The organism is Dyadobacter fanqingshengii, from assembly GCF_023822005.2.
Lineage (GTDB): Bacteria > Bacteroidota > Bacteroidia > Cytophagales > Spirosomataceae > Dyadobacter > Dyadobacter fanqingshengii.
This window is the reverse complement of sequence record NZ_CP098806.1, coordinates 1,039,620-1,053,247: the sequence shown is the minus strand read 5'-3', so window position 1 is coordinate 1,053,247 and position 13,628 is coordinate 1,039,620. Positions and strand designations below refer to the sequence as shown.

The 13,628-nt window shown below is 45.9% G+C and carries 12 protein-coding genes; 4 read left to right on the top strand and 8 right to left on the bottom strand.

Annotation, left to right across the window (positions count from 1 at the left end; genetic code table 11):
• The first annotated feature begins 9 nt into the window (after positions 1-9).
• The 3 genes from NFI81_RS04155 (at position 10) to msrA (ending at position 3,777) form a co-directional block, all read left to right on the top strand.
• A complete protein-coding gene (locus NFI81_RS04155; protein WP_234613931.1) occupies positions 10-2,466 on the top strand; it encodes a PAS domain-containing sensor histidine kinase in 2,457 nt (818 codons plus the stop codon).
• Between the two features lie 77 nt (positions 2,467-2,543).
• The gene (locus tag NFI81_RS04150; protein ID WP_234613933.1) at positions 2,544-3,158 is read left to right on the top strand and encodes an SRPBCC family protein; all 615 of its coding nucleotides are present in this window, start codon (positions 2,544-2,546) and stop codon (positions 3,156-3,158) included.
• Between the two features lie 127 nt (positions 3,159-3,285).
• Complete coding sequence (gene msrA / locus NFI81_RS04145) at positions 3,286-3,777, top strand: peptide-methionine (S)-S-oxide reductase MsrA (protein WP_234613935.1); 492 nt, start codon at positions 3,286-3,288, stop codon at positions 3,775-3,777.
• A 39-nt stretch (positions 3,778-3,816) separates the two neighbouring features.
• Here the strand turns inward: msrA and NFI81_RS04140 are convergent, their stop codons facing one another.
• The 5 genes from NFI81_RS04140 to NFI81_RS04120 form a co-directional block, all read right to left on the bottom strand.
• Positions 3,817-4,290 carry a hypothetical protein gene (locus tag NFI81_RS04140; RefSeq protein ID WP_234613937.1) on the bottom strand — a complete coding sequence of 158 codons (474 nt, stop codon included), beginning with the start codon at positions 4,288-4,290 and terminating at the stop codon, positions 3,817-3,819.
• A gap of 170 nt (positions 4,291-4,460) precedes the next feature.
• Positions 4,461-6,881, bottom strand: a complete 2,421-nt coding sequence (locus NFI81_RS04135; RefSeq protein ID WP_234613939.1) for a TonB-dependent receptor — start codon at positions 6,879-6,881, stop codon at positions 4,461-4,463.
• Positions 6,882-7,041: 160 nt separating this feature from the next.
• The gene (locus NFI81_RS04130) at positions 7,042-9,675 is read right to left on the bottom strand and encodes an ABC transporter permease (protein WP_234613942.1); all 2,634 of its coding nucleotides are present in this window, start codon (positions 9,673-9,675) and stop codon (positions 7,042-7,044) included.
• A gap of 206 nt (positions 9,676-9,881) precedes the next feature.
• Positions 9,882-10,310, bottom strand: coding sequence for an SRPBCC family protein (locus NFI81_RS04125; RefSeq protein ID WP_234613943.1), 429 nt, complete (start codon positions 10,308-10,310; stop codon positions 9,882-9,884).
• An 11-nt stretch (positions 10,311-10,321) separates the two neighbouring features.
• On the bottom strand, positions 10,322-10,810 hold the full coding sequence (locus tag NFI81_RS04120; RefSeq protein WP_234613944.1) for an SRPBCC family protein: 489 nt from the start codon (positions 10,808-10,810) through the stop codon (positions 10,322-10,324).
• Between the two features lie 161 nt (positions 10,811-10,971).
• On the opposite strand from NFI81_RS04120, the gene NFI81_RS04115 reads away from it, so the two are divergent.
• Entirely contained in the window at positions 10,972-11,958 is a 987-nt protein-coding gene (locus tag NFI81_RS04115) for a GlxA family transcriptional regulator (RefSeq protein WP_234613945.1), read from the top strand.
• Positions 11,959-11,971: 13 nt separating this feature from the next.
• On the opposite strand, the gene NFI81_RS04110 is transcribed toward NFI81_RS04115, so the two are convergent.
• The 3 genes from NFI81_RS04110 to NFI81_RS04100 form a co-directional block, all read right to left on the bottom strand.
• A complete protein-coding gene (locus tag NFI81_RS04110; protein ID WP_234613946.1) occupies positions 11,972-12,463 on the bottom strand; it encodes an SRPBCC family protein in 492 nt (163 codons plus the stop codon).
• Positions 12,450-12,800: an ArsR/SmtB family transcription factor gene (locus NFI81_RS04105; protein ID WP_234613947.1), complete on the bottom strand. Its 351-nt coding sequence runs from the start codon at positions 12,798-12,800 to the stop codon at positions 12,450-12,452. Before NFI81_RS04105 ends, NFI81_RS04110 begins: the two co-directional genes overlap by 14 nt.
• 125 nt (positions 12,801-12,925) lie before the next feature.
• A complete protein-coding gene (locus NFI81_RS04100; RefSeq protein ID WP_234613948.1) occupies positions 12,926-13,612 on the bottom strand; it encodes a hypothetical protein in 687 nt (228 codons plus the stop codon).
• Positions 13,613-13,628 lie beyond the last annotated feature (16 nt).

The window sequence follows — 13,628 nt, the reverse complement described above, 5'->3', positions numbered from 1 at the left end:
CCGCAATTCATGGCAGCTCAGGCTAACTCATTTGATACTGACAATACCCTGGAATTACACCGCCTCGATCTTGCCCTGGAATCAGCAGGAATAGGAACCTGGGAACTCGACTTCCAAACCAGGCAAATCCGTTTATGCCGACGCACTAAAAATCTTTTCAGGCTGGGCGGCAGCGACATTGTTGACTTGCAAGTCCTTCTGGATCAGATCGATCCCAATTATAGCAGTACGCTCACCAACGAAATTGAACATGCACTGAACCAGGCCGCTCCCTGGTCTTTTTCTTTAAAATTACGCACAATTAAAGACAGCACTGCAACAAGCCGCTATGTGCTTTGCAAAGGCCAGTCGCACTTGACCGCCACAAACACCAAGCGGCTGCTCGGCAGTTTTATTGATGTAACCGATGAGGAGAACTATGTTTCTGCCCAGCTGCTGGCAAAAAAAGCATTGGAGGAAAGTGAGGCGAAATTGAGGACAGTCATCGAGTCAGCGCCGGCAGCGATCGGGCTTTTTGTCGGGCGGGACCTGGTTGTGGAAATGCCGAATCAGGCTTTTATCGATATCGTGGGCAAAGGTCCCAACATTGTAGGGCTTCCGCTCCGTGAGGTGATGCCGGAATTGGAAGACCAGGCATTTTTGAAAATCCTGGACGATGTTTACACAACCGGGGTCGCATTTCAAAGCTTTGGAACACAAGTGGATATCGTACAGCAAGGCGTAATGACGCATAATAAATATGACATTACGTACTCCCCTGTTTACGACAGTGAGGGAAATGTATATGCCATCCTGGACATTGCGATCGATGTGACACAACGTGTTAATATTGAACAGCATATAAAGCAAAGCCAGATGCAGTTGCTGGAACTGTTTGAACAATCGCCCGTCGGCATTGCCATCATTCATAAGGACAATCTGACTTTCACAATGGCGAACCAGTTTTACGGAAAGCTCATCGGGAGAGAACCGCAACAAATTGTTGGCAAACCACTGGCTGAGGCTATTCCTGAAATTGCTGGACAGGGCTTTGAAAAACTTTTGCAGGATGTCATAGACACCGGTGTGCTGTATATTTCGAAGGAGCAACCTGTTAATATCGCATTTGACGGTGTATTGCAAACCATTTACGTGGATCTCGCTTATCAGCCGCAACGGGATTCTGATGGCAACATAACGGGCGTTTTTGTCGTTGCCACCGACCTGACCTCACAAGTGGTGAGCCGAAAAAAGTTACAAGAAACGGAAACCTTCCTGCGTGGTGCGATTGAACTCGCGGAACTCGGCACCTACTCCATTGATCTCGTAACCGGGACACTTGATTATTCGGATCGTCTGAAACATTGGTTTGGCATCGAAAAGGAGGAGCAGATCACATTTGAAACGGTTTATGCAGCCATTTCCAGCGAGGATTTACCCGCAGTAGTTACAGCGGTGAACAAGGCTATTGCGCCAGGCTCGGACGGGGTATATAATATGGAATATACGATGGATGCCGAGAAAACGGGGGCTGCCAGAGTCCTTCACGCGCAAGGCAAGGTGCTTACTGACCAAAATGGCAAACCGATTACCATGATCGGCACTGCCCAGGATGTTACCATTCAGCGGAAGATCAAGGTAGCACTTGAATCGCAGGTCCAGCAGCGTACGGAGCAGTTGGAAGCCATGAATGAAGAGCTGGCGGCCCTGAATGAGGAGTATATAGCAACCAATGAAGAGCTCTCGGACTCTAATAATATGCTGCAGCAATCGAATGTGAATCTTCAGCAATTCGCCTATGTGGCCTCTCACGACCTGCAGGAGCCGCTGCGGAAGATCCAATCCTTTTCCGACTTATTGGCAAAACGATATACAAACAACCTCGGAGAAGGAATCAATTACCTGCATCGGATGCAGAGTTCTGCCAAACGCATGTCTGACCTGATTGAAGACCTGCTTTCTTTCTCCCGGATAACAGAACATAAGGACGTCATGGAACCTGTTTCACTCAGCAGGGTTGTTTATGAAGTTTCAAATGATCTCGAACTGTTGATTACGGAAACCTCGGCGGTTATTACTGCCGAACAGCTTCCCGAAATTTACGGGGACAAAATGCAGCTAAACCAGCTTTTCCTGAACTTGATCAGTAACGCGCTCAAATTCAGACAGCCTGAACGGGTCCCGGTGATCAACATTACCGGAAAGACCATTCCCAGTGCAGAGCTGCCCTCTTCTGCGAAAGTGATCCGCACCGCATATATGTATCATCAGATAGATGTGTCGGACAATGGGATTGGTTTTGACCAGCAGTACGCTGACAGGATATTTCAATTGTTTCAACGGCTTCATGGCAGAAGCCAGTATTCCGGGACGGGCATCGGTCTTGCTATCTGCGAACGCGTAGCTGCCAATCACGGCGGTGCCATCACGGTTACCAGCAATCCGGGAGAAGGCGCAACATTCAGTATTTTCTTGCCCGTGCTGTGAGGTCGAGGCATAGTTATTATAAACAACGACTACTTGCCGACACTTGCAGGAATCAACAAACTTAAAATTGAAAGCATATGGATACGGAGCAGAAGACAAATGTTATTGAGATCGAACGGAGCTTCGATGTGGATGTGGAGACGCTCTTCAAGGCCTGGACTGAGGCGGAAGATTTAAAACAATGGTGGCACCCGATGGGCGATTCGCTCGTTGATGTAAAAAATGAGCTGAAAGAAGGCGGGGCCGTGGAATACCACGTGGGCGAGTCGGGGTTACAGATCACGGGCACTTACAGCGAAGTGATCCCGAACGAAAAACTGGCGTATTCGTGGGTATGGAATATGAGCGATGAAGGCTCGGAAAGCGGTTATACATTGAACGTGACTTTTTCCACGGATGGTGAGGGAAGCAAACTAAAAGTTATACAGGAAGGATTCTCAGGACCTGAATTTCTGAAACCACATGAAGATGGCTGGGAAAAGGGCTTGAATGATCTGAGCGCATTTTTATCATCCGGCTCTGAAAACACAGAAATCGCAGCATCTGAAAATACTGACACAGATAGCGCGCAGACAAGTGGGTCAGATCAGGACGCTACGAAACAGGATAATGTTAAAAGTGCAGAAAATATGACGGATCACTCTGGTGGTTATAATGAAGATCCCGAGCAGGTAAAAGTCGGAGGAGGCTGATTATGCAACTTTCGGTATTTTTTGTCGGTTATTTAAATGAATGCGCCAGTTTTGGCTGAACATTGCTGGTTAAAAAAGAGGGCATGGAATTTGTGCCATCGGTATTATACATTTAAAAACAGACTATATGAGTACTGAAAAAGCCATTTTGGCAGGTGGTTGCTTCTGGGGAGTAGAAGAACTTTTCAGGCACCAGCCAGGCGTTATTTCAACGGTGGTAGGATACACGGGCGGAGACGTTCCCAATGCTACATACCGAAACCACGGAACACATGCGGAAGGGATAGAGGTTGTTTTCGATCCATCACAACTCACCTACCGCGGTTTACTGGAATATTTTTTTCAAATTCACGATCCTACTACGCGTAACCGGCAGGGAAACGACATTGGAACTTCCTATCGTTCGGCCATTTTTTATCTGGACGAAAGCCAGCGCGAAGTAGCTGAAACGTTAATTGCAGAAATGGAAACTTCCGGCGTTTGGCCAGGAAAAATCGTTACCGAAGTAGTTCCGGCAGGCGATTTCTGGAATGCGGAAGTCGAGCATCAGGACTATTTGCAAAAACACCCTGGCGGGTATACCTGCCATTTTGAAAGACCAAGCTGGAAATTGAATTAAAAAAGGTCACCCTTGGAATATCCTGAGGGTGACTTTTTTTTAGAACGAAAGTATCTCTCCCCTTGACTCTTCATACTCTCCTACCTTTTTCATTACGAAGGCGGCAGCCAGTCCGCCTAATAAATACCAGGCAACGGTCATCACCTTTGTTTCCGTTGTTTTGGTAACAGGTTTATCACTCAATCCAAGCTTCTGTGTAAGCCCTACCGCACCTAATCCTGCGAAAAGGCCATAGCCAGCGCCGCGTAACAGCAAGTTATCCTTCGATCCCTTGCCTATCATGGCATAATACATGGTATTGCTTGCGATATCAGCCGCCAATGTGGTGCCAAACAGCGCATTGCCCGTTGGAGCCGACGCACCAACGGCGTGCAGGGATTTGGTTAACGCTTCCTCACCGACCTTATCGATCCGTGGCGCTTTATGCGAAAATCTTTTCGCTGCTTCGTGAATGATGTTGAGGACAATGGCACCGGCCAACCCGCCTGCCAGACTTCTGAATTCAGGTTTCATATTTTTAATGTAGTTGTTTTATAAATACACATTAAAAACTGTTCCAAAGGCCTGATGCAGTTGCAGAGTAAGTTGACGCAGGTATGCACCAACTCACGAATCGCCTGCATTTGCTCCCGAAACTCACTCAAAAATGCGATGTGATATTCATCAACCGGATATCTACCATTTTAGAAATTGTAGGTAATGTTGGCTAGTAGCGCGCGGGGTGTTTGGGGAGCGATGGTGGACCAGCCTTTGTAGTATTCTTTATTGAAAGCGTTATTGACCTTCATGCCGATGCGATAATTTTCAGCCTGATAGAACAGCGATGCATTGGCGACGGTGTAAGCCGGAAGCGTGAAGTTTCCTGTTGAAACGTAGTTGATCGCAAATCGTTCGCTGGCGCCGTTCACTCCTGCCCCGATGCCAAATCCTTTCAACTTTCCCACCGGCACTTCATAGTTTGCCCAGGCATTGTAAAGGTGTTTCGAACCCGCGTCAAGTGGGCGCTTGTCCAGGATTTCGGTATTATCCGACCTCGTTGTCTTACTGTCGTTATTGCTGTATCCAGCCCTGATATTCAAGCCATTAGCAGGGTTTGCATTTAATTCTATTTCAAACCCTTTGCTGTAAATTTCACCGCCCTGGATTTTGTTGAAAGGTGAAGACGGATCCGTGATAACCTGGTCTTTCACTTTGATATCGTAGTAACTGATCGTCGCATTCAGCTTGTTTTTGATAATGTTGGTTTTAATACCAAATTCAATCTGATTTGCTTGCTCGGGCCGGAATGTCTTAATGGTTTGCGGGCCATCCTCCGGGTCGCCAACGAGCGCCGGGGCAACGTTGGTGAATCCGTTTTGATAATTGGCAAAAACAGAAACTTTATCGGCAACAGGCTGATAAAGGATCCCGAATTTGGGAGATAATGTCGTCTGATTGTAATCATCCTCTGACGTCGTCACACTTCCCACGTTATCAAAATGGTCAAGACGAAGGCCGACCATCACGGACAGGCTTTTCGTTAAGTTCAGGACATCAGATGCGTAAGCACTGTAAATGTTGTATTTAGATTTCGCATTGGACACCGGTTGCAACGCCAGAACTGCATCCACGGCCGCAGTAGAGAGCGGATAATCCCTTGTTTCCACTTTGGGTGTAAACGGGTTATCACCACTCGCACCGCCTTCCGGCGTTACATTCCCATAAAAAGCATAACCCGTTCCATTGCTTGTGGAAATGGCAGAAAAGTAATCCAAACCAATCACAACCCGGTTTCTCATGCCACCCACATTAAAATCGCCAATGAAGTTTTGCTGGATATCGGATGTTCCGGTGTATTCATTTTGTTTATTCAAAAACCGCGAAAATGTATCATTTCCCAAGATGCCGTAATCAAACAAATAGGAATAATAGCCCTTGGTAGAAGTTGCGCTCTTGGAAATCAATGTTTGCGACTGCCATTCATCGGACAGTTTATAATCCATTTCGACGCGATAGTTCTGTGTCGGGTTTTGTAGTGTCAGGTCATTGCTGGTGAATGAAAGTTTATTGTTATATCCCAGCTCTTTCATGTTTTTCGACTCCGTCGGGGCGCTTCTGTTCAAAAACAGGAACATGGGGTTGGTTTGCTCAGCCTGTGTGATCTCTCCGTAAAAAGAGAAGGAAAGCTTATTATTCACCTTGTAAGACAGCGACGGCGCGACAAAAAATGATTTTCTAAAACCTGCATCCTGGAAACTCCGTTCTGTGGCGTAGGACGTGTTAAGCCTGAAATAAAGGTTTTTTTCCTTACTCAAAGCCGTGTTAAAGTCACCTGTAATCTGGTTCAGTCCATAAGAGCCGGTCGTAAATGAAAGCTCACCGCCAGTGCCTGCATATGGTTTTTTAGTAACTACATTGATCAGACCGCCGTAAGAGCTTACTGCGTTTCCAAACAATGTAGCCGAGGGCCCTTTCAAAACCTCGATGCGTTCAATGTTGGCCGGATTGATCGTTCCATTAGTAAGTCCGGGAAGGCCATTCACCAGTTTGGGCTGAACAGAAAATCCGCGAAGTGAGAAATATCCCGCACCATCTCCGCCGCGACCGGTCGATGTCCATAAGTTTTCCACGCCTGTTGCATTTTTCAGGGCATCGTCAAAGTTGGTTACGATCTGGGATTTTAATAAATAGTTGGTAATAGTGCTGTAAACCTGCGTGTTTTCGAAATCCCTCAGCGGCAATTTGGAAACATAAGCCGTTTTGCTTCTAGAAAACTTATTCTCCCTTTCCCCTTCAATCACCACTTCCCGTAATATCTCATCACCGGCATACAATACAATGGTTTTCAGATCCACCTCATTTTGGGCAATGGTGAAGCCCACTTCCTTTGTTTTGAAACCCACAGAAGAGATTGACAAAACATAGTCCCCATCATTCAGATTGAGCATTTCAAAGAAACCAGCGTCGTTAGTCTGCGCACCGAAGCTGGTGTTTTTGATAAGGATATTAGCGCCTGGCAAACCTATTTTGGTGTTGTCCAGGACCGTACCGCTCAGTTTCCCTGTTTGCGCGAAGCATTGGGACGATACGAATAGGGATATTACGATTGATAGAAGAATTTTCATTAAACTTATTTAGACAAATTACAAATAGATAAGCTGCAAATGTATTTTGCTAAGTGAACACTTCCAAACGATTCGGGAAATTTAGTTGTGCGTAACCCATTGAATGCGCACATGCCCGGCAGCATTCAATGGGTTGGTATTATTAAAAAGATTTGCACAATTACTCTGTTTTTAACGACTTAACAGGATCCAGCCGCGCAGCGCGGATTGCCTGATAGCTGACTGTCAACAGCGTAATGCATAAGGCGCCAAGCGTGGAAATGGCGAAAATCCACCAGGAAATTTCTGTGCGATATTGGTAGGAAAGCAGCCAGTTGCTCAAAAGATACCATGCCAGTGGAATGGATACGAGGCATGAAATGATCACGAGCACTACGAAATCTCGGGACAAAAGCGCCCATAGATTGGACACCGAAGCGCCCAGCACTTTCCGGATTCCGATTTCCTTGGTACGCTGCTCGGCGGTAAAAGAGGCCAGCCCGAACAATCCCAGGCAACTGATTATAACGGCCAGGACCGCAAAAACAGCCGCCAGCCTTGCAATGCGCTCTTCGGTAGCAAACTTGACCGCAAATTGCTGATCGGCGAATTTATAGTCGAACGGACTGCCGGGATTGAGTTTGAGAAAAACCGCGCTAATTTTTTCAAGAGATTCGTGGGCTGACATGGCCGGGTTGAGTTTAATGTTGATCACATTGGCCCAGCCATAGTTAACCATAAAAAGCGCAGCCCGCACCGGCTCAAACGGAGATTCCATAATCATATCTTTGATCACACCGACCACAGTAAACGGCGTCCCATTCCACTTCACCACTTTCCCGATAATATCCGAGGGCTTTTTAAAACCCATGTATGTCAGCGAAGTCTCGTTCAGCACCATGCCGGATGAATCGGTTGAAAACTTCCTTGAAAAATCACGGCCATCGATGAATTGCCAGCCAACGGTTTTTCCATAATCATGCGTGACGCCAATTGTCGTGAAATTTTCTTTGAAATTGGGATCCTTACCCTCCCATTCAAACCCGCCATTGTTCGAATTTGATTGTGTGGGCGACGCTGAGGATGTTGACATTTCTACTATAGCGCCGGTTTCGTGCAGGCTGTTTCTGAGCACATTATACTGGTTGTAAAGCTCCGGCGTGTTGATATTGATGGCAATCAGGCCATTTCGGTCGAAGCCGATCGGGCGGTTCTTCGCGTGCTGGATCTGGCGGTAGACAATGATCGTTCCAATGATCAGCGTCACGGAGACTGTGAATTGCAGCACAACCAGCACTTTGCGTGGCAGGGCCGAATATTTGCCCAGTGAAAATGTCCCTTTTAACACCTTAACAGGCTGAAAAGAAGACAAATACAATGCCGGATAACTTCCGGAAATAATCCCGGTGATGAGACAAAACGAAATTCCTGCAAGCCAGAATAAGGGATTGTCCCATAGGAAAACGATCTGCTTGTCGGCCAGCCTGTTGAAAGCTGGAATCAGCACAACGACGAGCAATATCGCAAGCATAAATGCGCAAACCACTACGAGCAGCGATTCGCTTAAAAATTGTCCGATCAGCTGTCCACGCATGGAGCCGATCGCTTTCCGGATACCCACTTCCTTGGCCCGCTTTTCAGACCGGGCCGTGCTGAGGTTCATGAAGTTGATGGATGCCAGCAACAGCACAAAAATGCCTATAATGCCAAATAGCCAAACATACTGAATCCTCGCATTGAGATTACCGGAAGAATCCCAGCCTGAATAAAGATGCCATTTCCCCATCGGATGCAGGTAAACCACCGGTTTCATATACGCCGACTTCGGGGAATGTTTCAGTTTGACATTCCCTATTTTTTTCGAAATGACTTCAAAACTCGATTTCGGATTGATCTGTGCGAGGATTTGCCATGAGTTATTGTCCCACTCATCATTATCCAGGGCTCTTTTAACCCAATCCTGCGTGGACACATAGAGATCCCAGGGAGCGATAAATGTCATATCCCAAAACTCGGTATTATAAGGCAAGTCTTCATAAACCCCTGTCACTTTCAGGTTCATTCTATTGTCGAGCTTGACAATTTTGCCAATCGGATTTTCAGTACCGAAAAGAGCAGCGGCAATGCTTTCTGACAACATGATCGAGTACGGATCTAGCAGGCCGGCGCGCGTTCCCCGAAGCATTTTGAGGGAGAACATTTCAGGCGCTTCCGTACTCATGTAAAAGCCTTTTTTTGTAAACTTTTTATCCCCGAAAGCGACAATGTGCTCGCCCGAAAAAGACGACATGACCACGTGTTCAAAATCATCGGCAAAAAAAGTACGAAGCTCGTTTCCCAGCGGCGCAGGCATATATTCCCCGTGGTAAATGGTTCCTTCCACGTCGACGGTCTGCATTACTTTGGCTATCCTGGCGTAATTCTGGTGGTATTTATTAAAAGAAAACTCATCATGTATCCACAACCCGATCATCATGGCCACCGCCATTCCTGCCGCAAGACCTCCGATATTGATCGCTGAATAACCCTTGTTTTTAGTTAGATTTCTCAGAGCGATTTTTAAATAATTACGGATCATGGCCAAACTGTTTGAATTTGTTTTTGAATATTCCTGCGCCTTTTTGTCCCGGGCAAACGGGCGCAGGAATTTGATTACATTTAGAACATAGCGACGTTTTGCAGCACGTTCCCCAACGCTGCCAACCCAGTGCTGATACATTTCCTGCAAATCCCCCTGAACCTCTTCCGAGGTGTTGGGATCTGCAAAACGCGCTAGAAGTTGGGTTGCCCAATGCGGCGGAGAAGTCTTTTTCATTAACCTTGAAATGTGTTCTGTAAAACTTCTTTTGATTTACTCCGATTATGTCGATAAAATACTGTACCAACCGGTAATAATCAATATAACACGCAGTATTTCAATACGTTATATGTAATTTACAAATTTAAGTTATGTTCAAATCTGAACAGTTTGGTAGGAATGTCCGGTTTTGGGTTTCTTCTGAATTCAGCTCGGATTGATGATCAACCCAGATTCAATCGCTGATCCTGCACATAGCCCGTCCACGCGGGAGCGCAAGAATTGTAACATTCAAATTCGGGGATTAATCCAACGTGCGTAAACACTACTTTTGTTTTTTCGCCTTCCGGAAAGAGTTCGAAACTGATTCTCGTTCCTTGCCATTCATTGGTATTTTCCAGAAATGTGAGATTGCTTTCTGTAACAAGCCAGACCAGCTTCTTGTCCTGCTCCAACTCCACCAGTTTCTGTTTGCTATAATGCATGCCGCCACCCGCCAGAAAGCTGAACTCATCACCAACTTTTTCTGAGCTTCCTTCAAATGATTCTCCGTACAAACCGGACCACCAGCCGCGCACATTTAGAATGGCATCGAAAACTTCTGCGGGTGATTTATCTACAGTAATACTTGTTGTGAAATCCTGATTTTCCATGGCCGTGATTTTTATTGTTTTGATTCCATTCCTATTTGGTCATGACTGGTTATATCAGTCCCTTTATTTGGCGCTCCGATTCCTGTTTCAATGAGCGGCCGCAGGCTGTTGTTGAGGTAGCCACTCCATGCATTGTAACAAATTTCATAGCATTCATAGTCAGGAACAAGCCCTTCATGCGTAAACCGGACCTGGGTCTGGCCGCCTTCTTCTGAAATGTCGAATAAAACTTTGGTGCCGATCCACTCGGTTTTGTCCGTGGTAAAGTTGAAATAATTGTCAGTAACAAGCCAGACCACCTTTCTGTCGGGAATAAGCTCAATTACCTTCATCTCGCACCGGTGCAGATCCTGGTAATGGTAACTCCATTCACCATTGATCGAATCCGTAGAGCCGACGATTTCCTCGGACCACCAGGCGCGGGGATTATTGATTGCATTGTAGGCGTCATTGGCTGACTTGTCTACCACAAACGTTGTTGTGAAATCCTGATTTTCCATTTGCATAAAGTTAAGTGTAAATAAATTTTGTTTAAAACTTCGCTGATCCAATCATATTTTATGCAAATTTATTGTCGTAAAACGACTTTGTTGTAGGGGGATAGAGACATTATGACGGGTTGTTTAAGACAACCTGAATTGCTAACCTTTGTATAAAAACAATGAAGCACATTGCCATTATCGCACCGGACGGCCAGAGCAACTTGTCAAGTGTTGCCTGTATCGTAGGTTCTTACGAGATATTTTCAGAAGCCAACGCTTACTGGGAGAAGAACGGACACAAACCGTTATACAAGATCCAGATCGTGGGGGTTTCGGATCAAGCTGATTTTAGTAAAGGACTGGTCAGCATCAGGCCGCACACGCATATTAACCAACTTCCAAAAACAGATCTCATCATTATCCCTTCCCTGGCCCGAGACTTTGAAAGTGCGCTGGCAGGGAATATCGCCATGGTAGACTGGATGTCGCAGCAATATAAGAATGGTGCGGAGCTTGCATCCATGTGCACAGGGGCGTTTATGCTCGCGTCCGCCGGACTACTTAACGGAAAAACCTGTTCTACACATTGGTCCGCTGTTAATACATTTAGTGTTTTGTTTCCTCACGTAAAATTGCAATCGCATCGGACAATAACGGATGAGGGCGGAATTTATACCAATGGGGGCGCATACTCCTTTTTGAACCTGCTTGTCCACCTGATCGAGAAATTCTACGACCGCCCTACGGCCATTTACTGCGCAAAACTGTTCCAAATTGAAATAAACAGGGAGTTTCAATCGATTTTCACAATTTTCAGCGGACAAAAATTACACGATGATCAGGAGATCAAGCAGGCACAGCAATACATTGAAAGTAAGATCGATGAGAAAATATCTGTGGATCAACTCTCGTCTAAATTCTCAATAGGCCGACGCAATTTCGATCGCAGATTCCTGAAAGCCACTGGTAACACCCCGCTGGAATACGCGCAAAGGGTAAAAATAGAAGTCGCCAAACGCTCTTTTGAAAATTCCCGGAAAACCATCAACGAAGTCATGTACGAAATAGGTTATTCGGACTTGAAAGCATTCCGGGAAGTGTTCAGAAAAATAACAGGCATGTCTCCGCTGGAATACCGCGATCGGTATAATAAAAGCCTGGTTTAGAAAAATGCCGACATTAGATGGGGAGGCGGGCTGTTAACACAGTGCTCAGGCGGTCGAACATACTGAACCAGCTTTGATATGCGCCTGTTTTTTTAGCTTCCTGTTCTGATACGGTTTGGTGTAATGTCATTTCTGTTTTTTCCCCAACAGCGACAAATGTGACCGTAGTAACAATATCCTTCGGCCAGTCCCCGGGTTTTCCCGCTTGATCGGAGCTCACAGCATCTCCCTGCTCGTTGGTAAGGGTCATGGTGTAAACCAGTTTCTCGGGAAAGGCCACTTCATGGTAAAAACCTTTTATCCAGCATTCTCCGTGCACAGGATCGTGTATGCAGGAGTGAAACGCCCCTCCTACTTTCACTTCGATAGATTTGAATTCAATGGTACAGCCATCCGGGGCATACCAATGTTTCAATTGCGCTGGATCTGTCCACGCATTAAAAACAAGTTCAGGCCGCGCATCAAATAAATGTGTGATCAACAGATCTTCCTTAGTCTTCTCCATTGCTTTTGCTTTTTACATTGTTTAAATAATGATCTAACTTTTCAAATCTCCTGGTCCACAGCTTTCTGGACTGTTCAATCCAGGTTTCTACTTCATCAAGCCGTTCCAGTTTTGCTTCGCAGAATCTTTCCCTGCCACTTTGCGTGATGACCAGCAATCCGCAATCGGCCAAAATTTTGACGTGCAGTGATATTGCTTGCCGGGTCATATCAAATTTTTCGGCAATGGCATTCACGTTATACGGTTGCGTGGCGTCCGCTTGGGAAGCTATAAGACTGATAATGTCTCGTCGGGTGGGATCGGCTATCGCCTGGTATACATCTCGTCTGGCCTTCATAATATGCAAGTAAGTGCTTGCAAATATAAACACAAAAATTTCATTTGTGCAAGCAAATACTTGCGCAAATGAAATTTATTTATGGCTGAGTCGAAATGGTCAATGGAGAACGCAGCTATAATGCGTTATTCGGCCTCATCCGAAACTGCATCCGCATGGGTCTCAGCTTCGTAACTGTCGGCGTATTTTATTTCATCAAGCCAATATGCGGAACTTACAATGTCGTAGGTTATCGAATTCTGATCCCCGGAAACCTTGTTCAACTGCCAGAGAATATCCTTGGCCTCAGCAAAACGATCACTTTCGATCTGGTCGGAAAAAAGACGCTGAATCAAGCTCCGGTCAGACAAGCCAGCGGCGAGAAGCCTCACAATGGGCGCCTCGGGATTTTCCTCAAAAATGCTCAAATCTCCCTTTATTTCGACCGTGAACCGAACAGCTTCCGGGCGCGGAAATTTGCCATTGTAAGCGTCATACAGCAACTGGGTCGATCGGTAGAGATCCGGATGTAACGGCAGTTCCGGGTACTCTTCCCAGAGCTTTTCAGTCAGTATTTCATGCGATAGATTTTCTATCTGACCCTCTGTGAGACGTCCGGCTATTGTATAATCCAAAACTATTTTAGCAGATTCTTCCGGCTCGTAATCCGTCAGGGACATCATGCACATTTCTTTGAGTTCAGAATCCTTAATTTCTGCGGGATTGTCATAATCCATTGCATTCAACAAATTGACCAGATCGCTCTTTTCCCAAGATCCCGGCAACTCCTTAATCTGCTCGAAAGACAGAATATTCACTTTGAACTGGCTCATTTAGTATTATTTATAA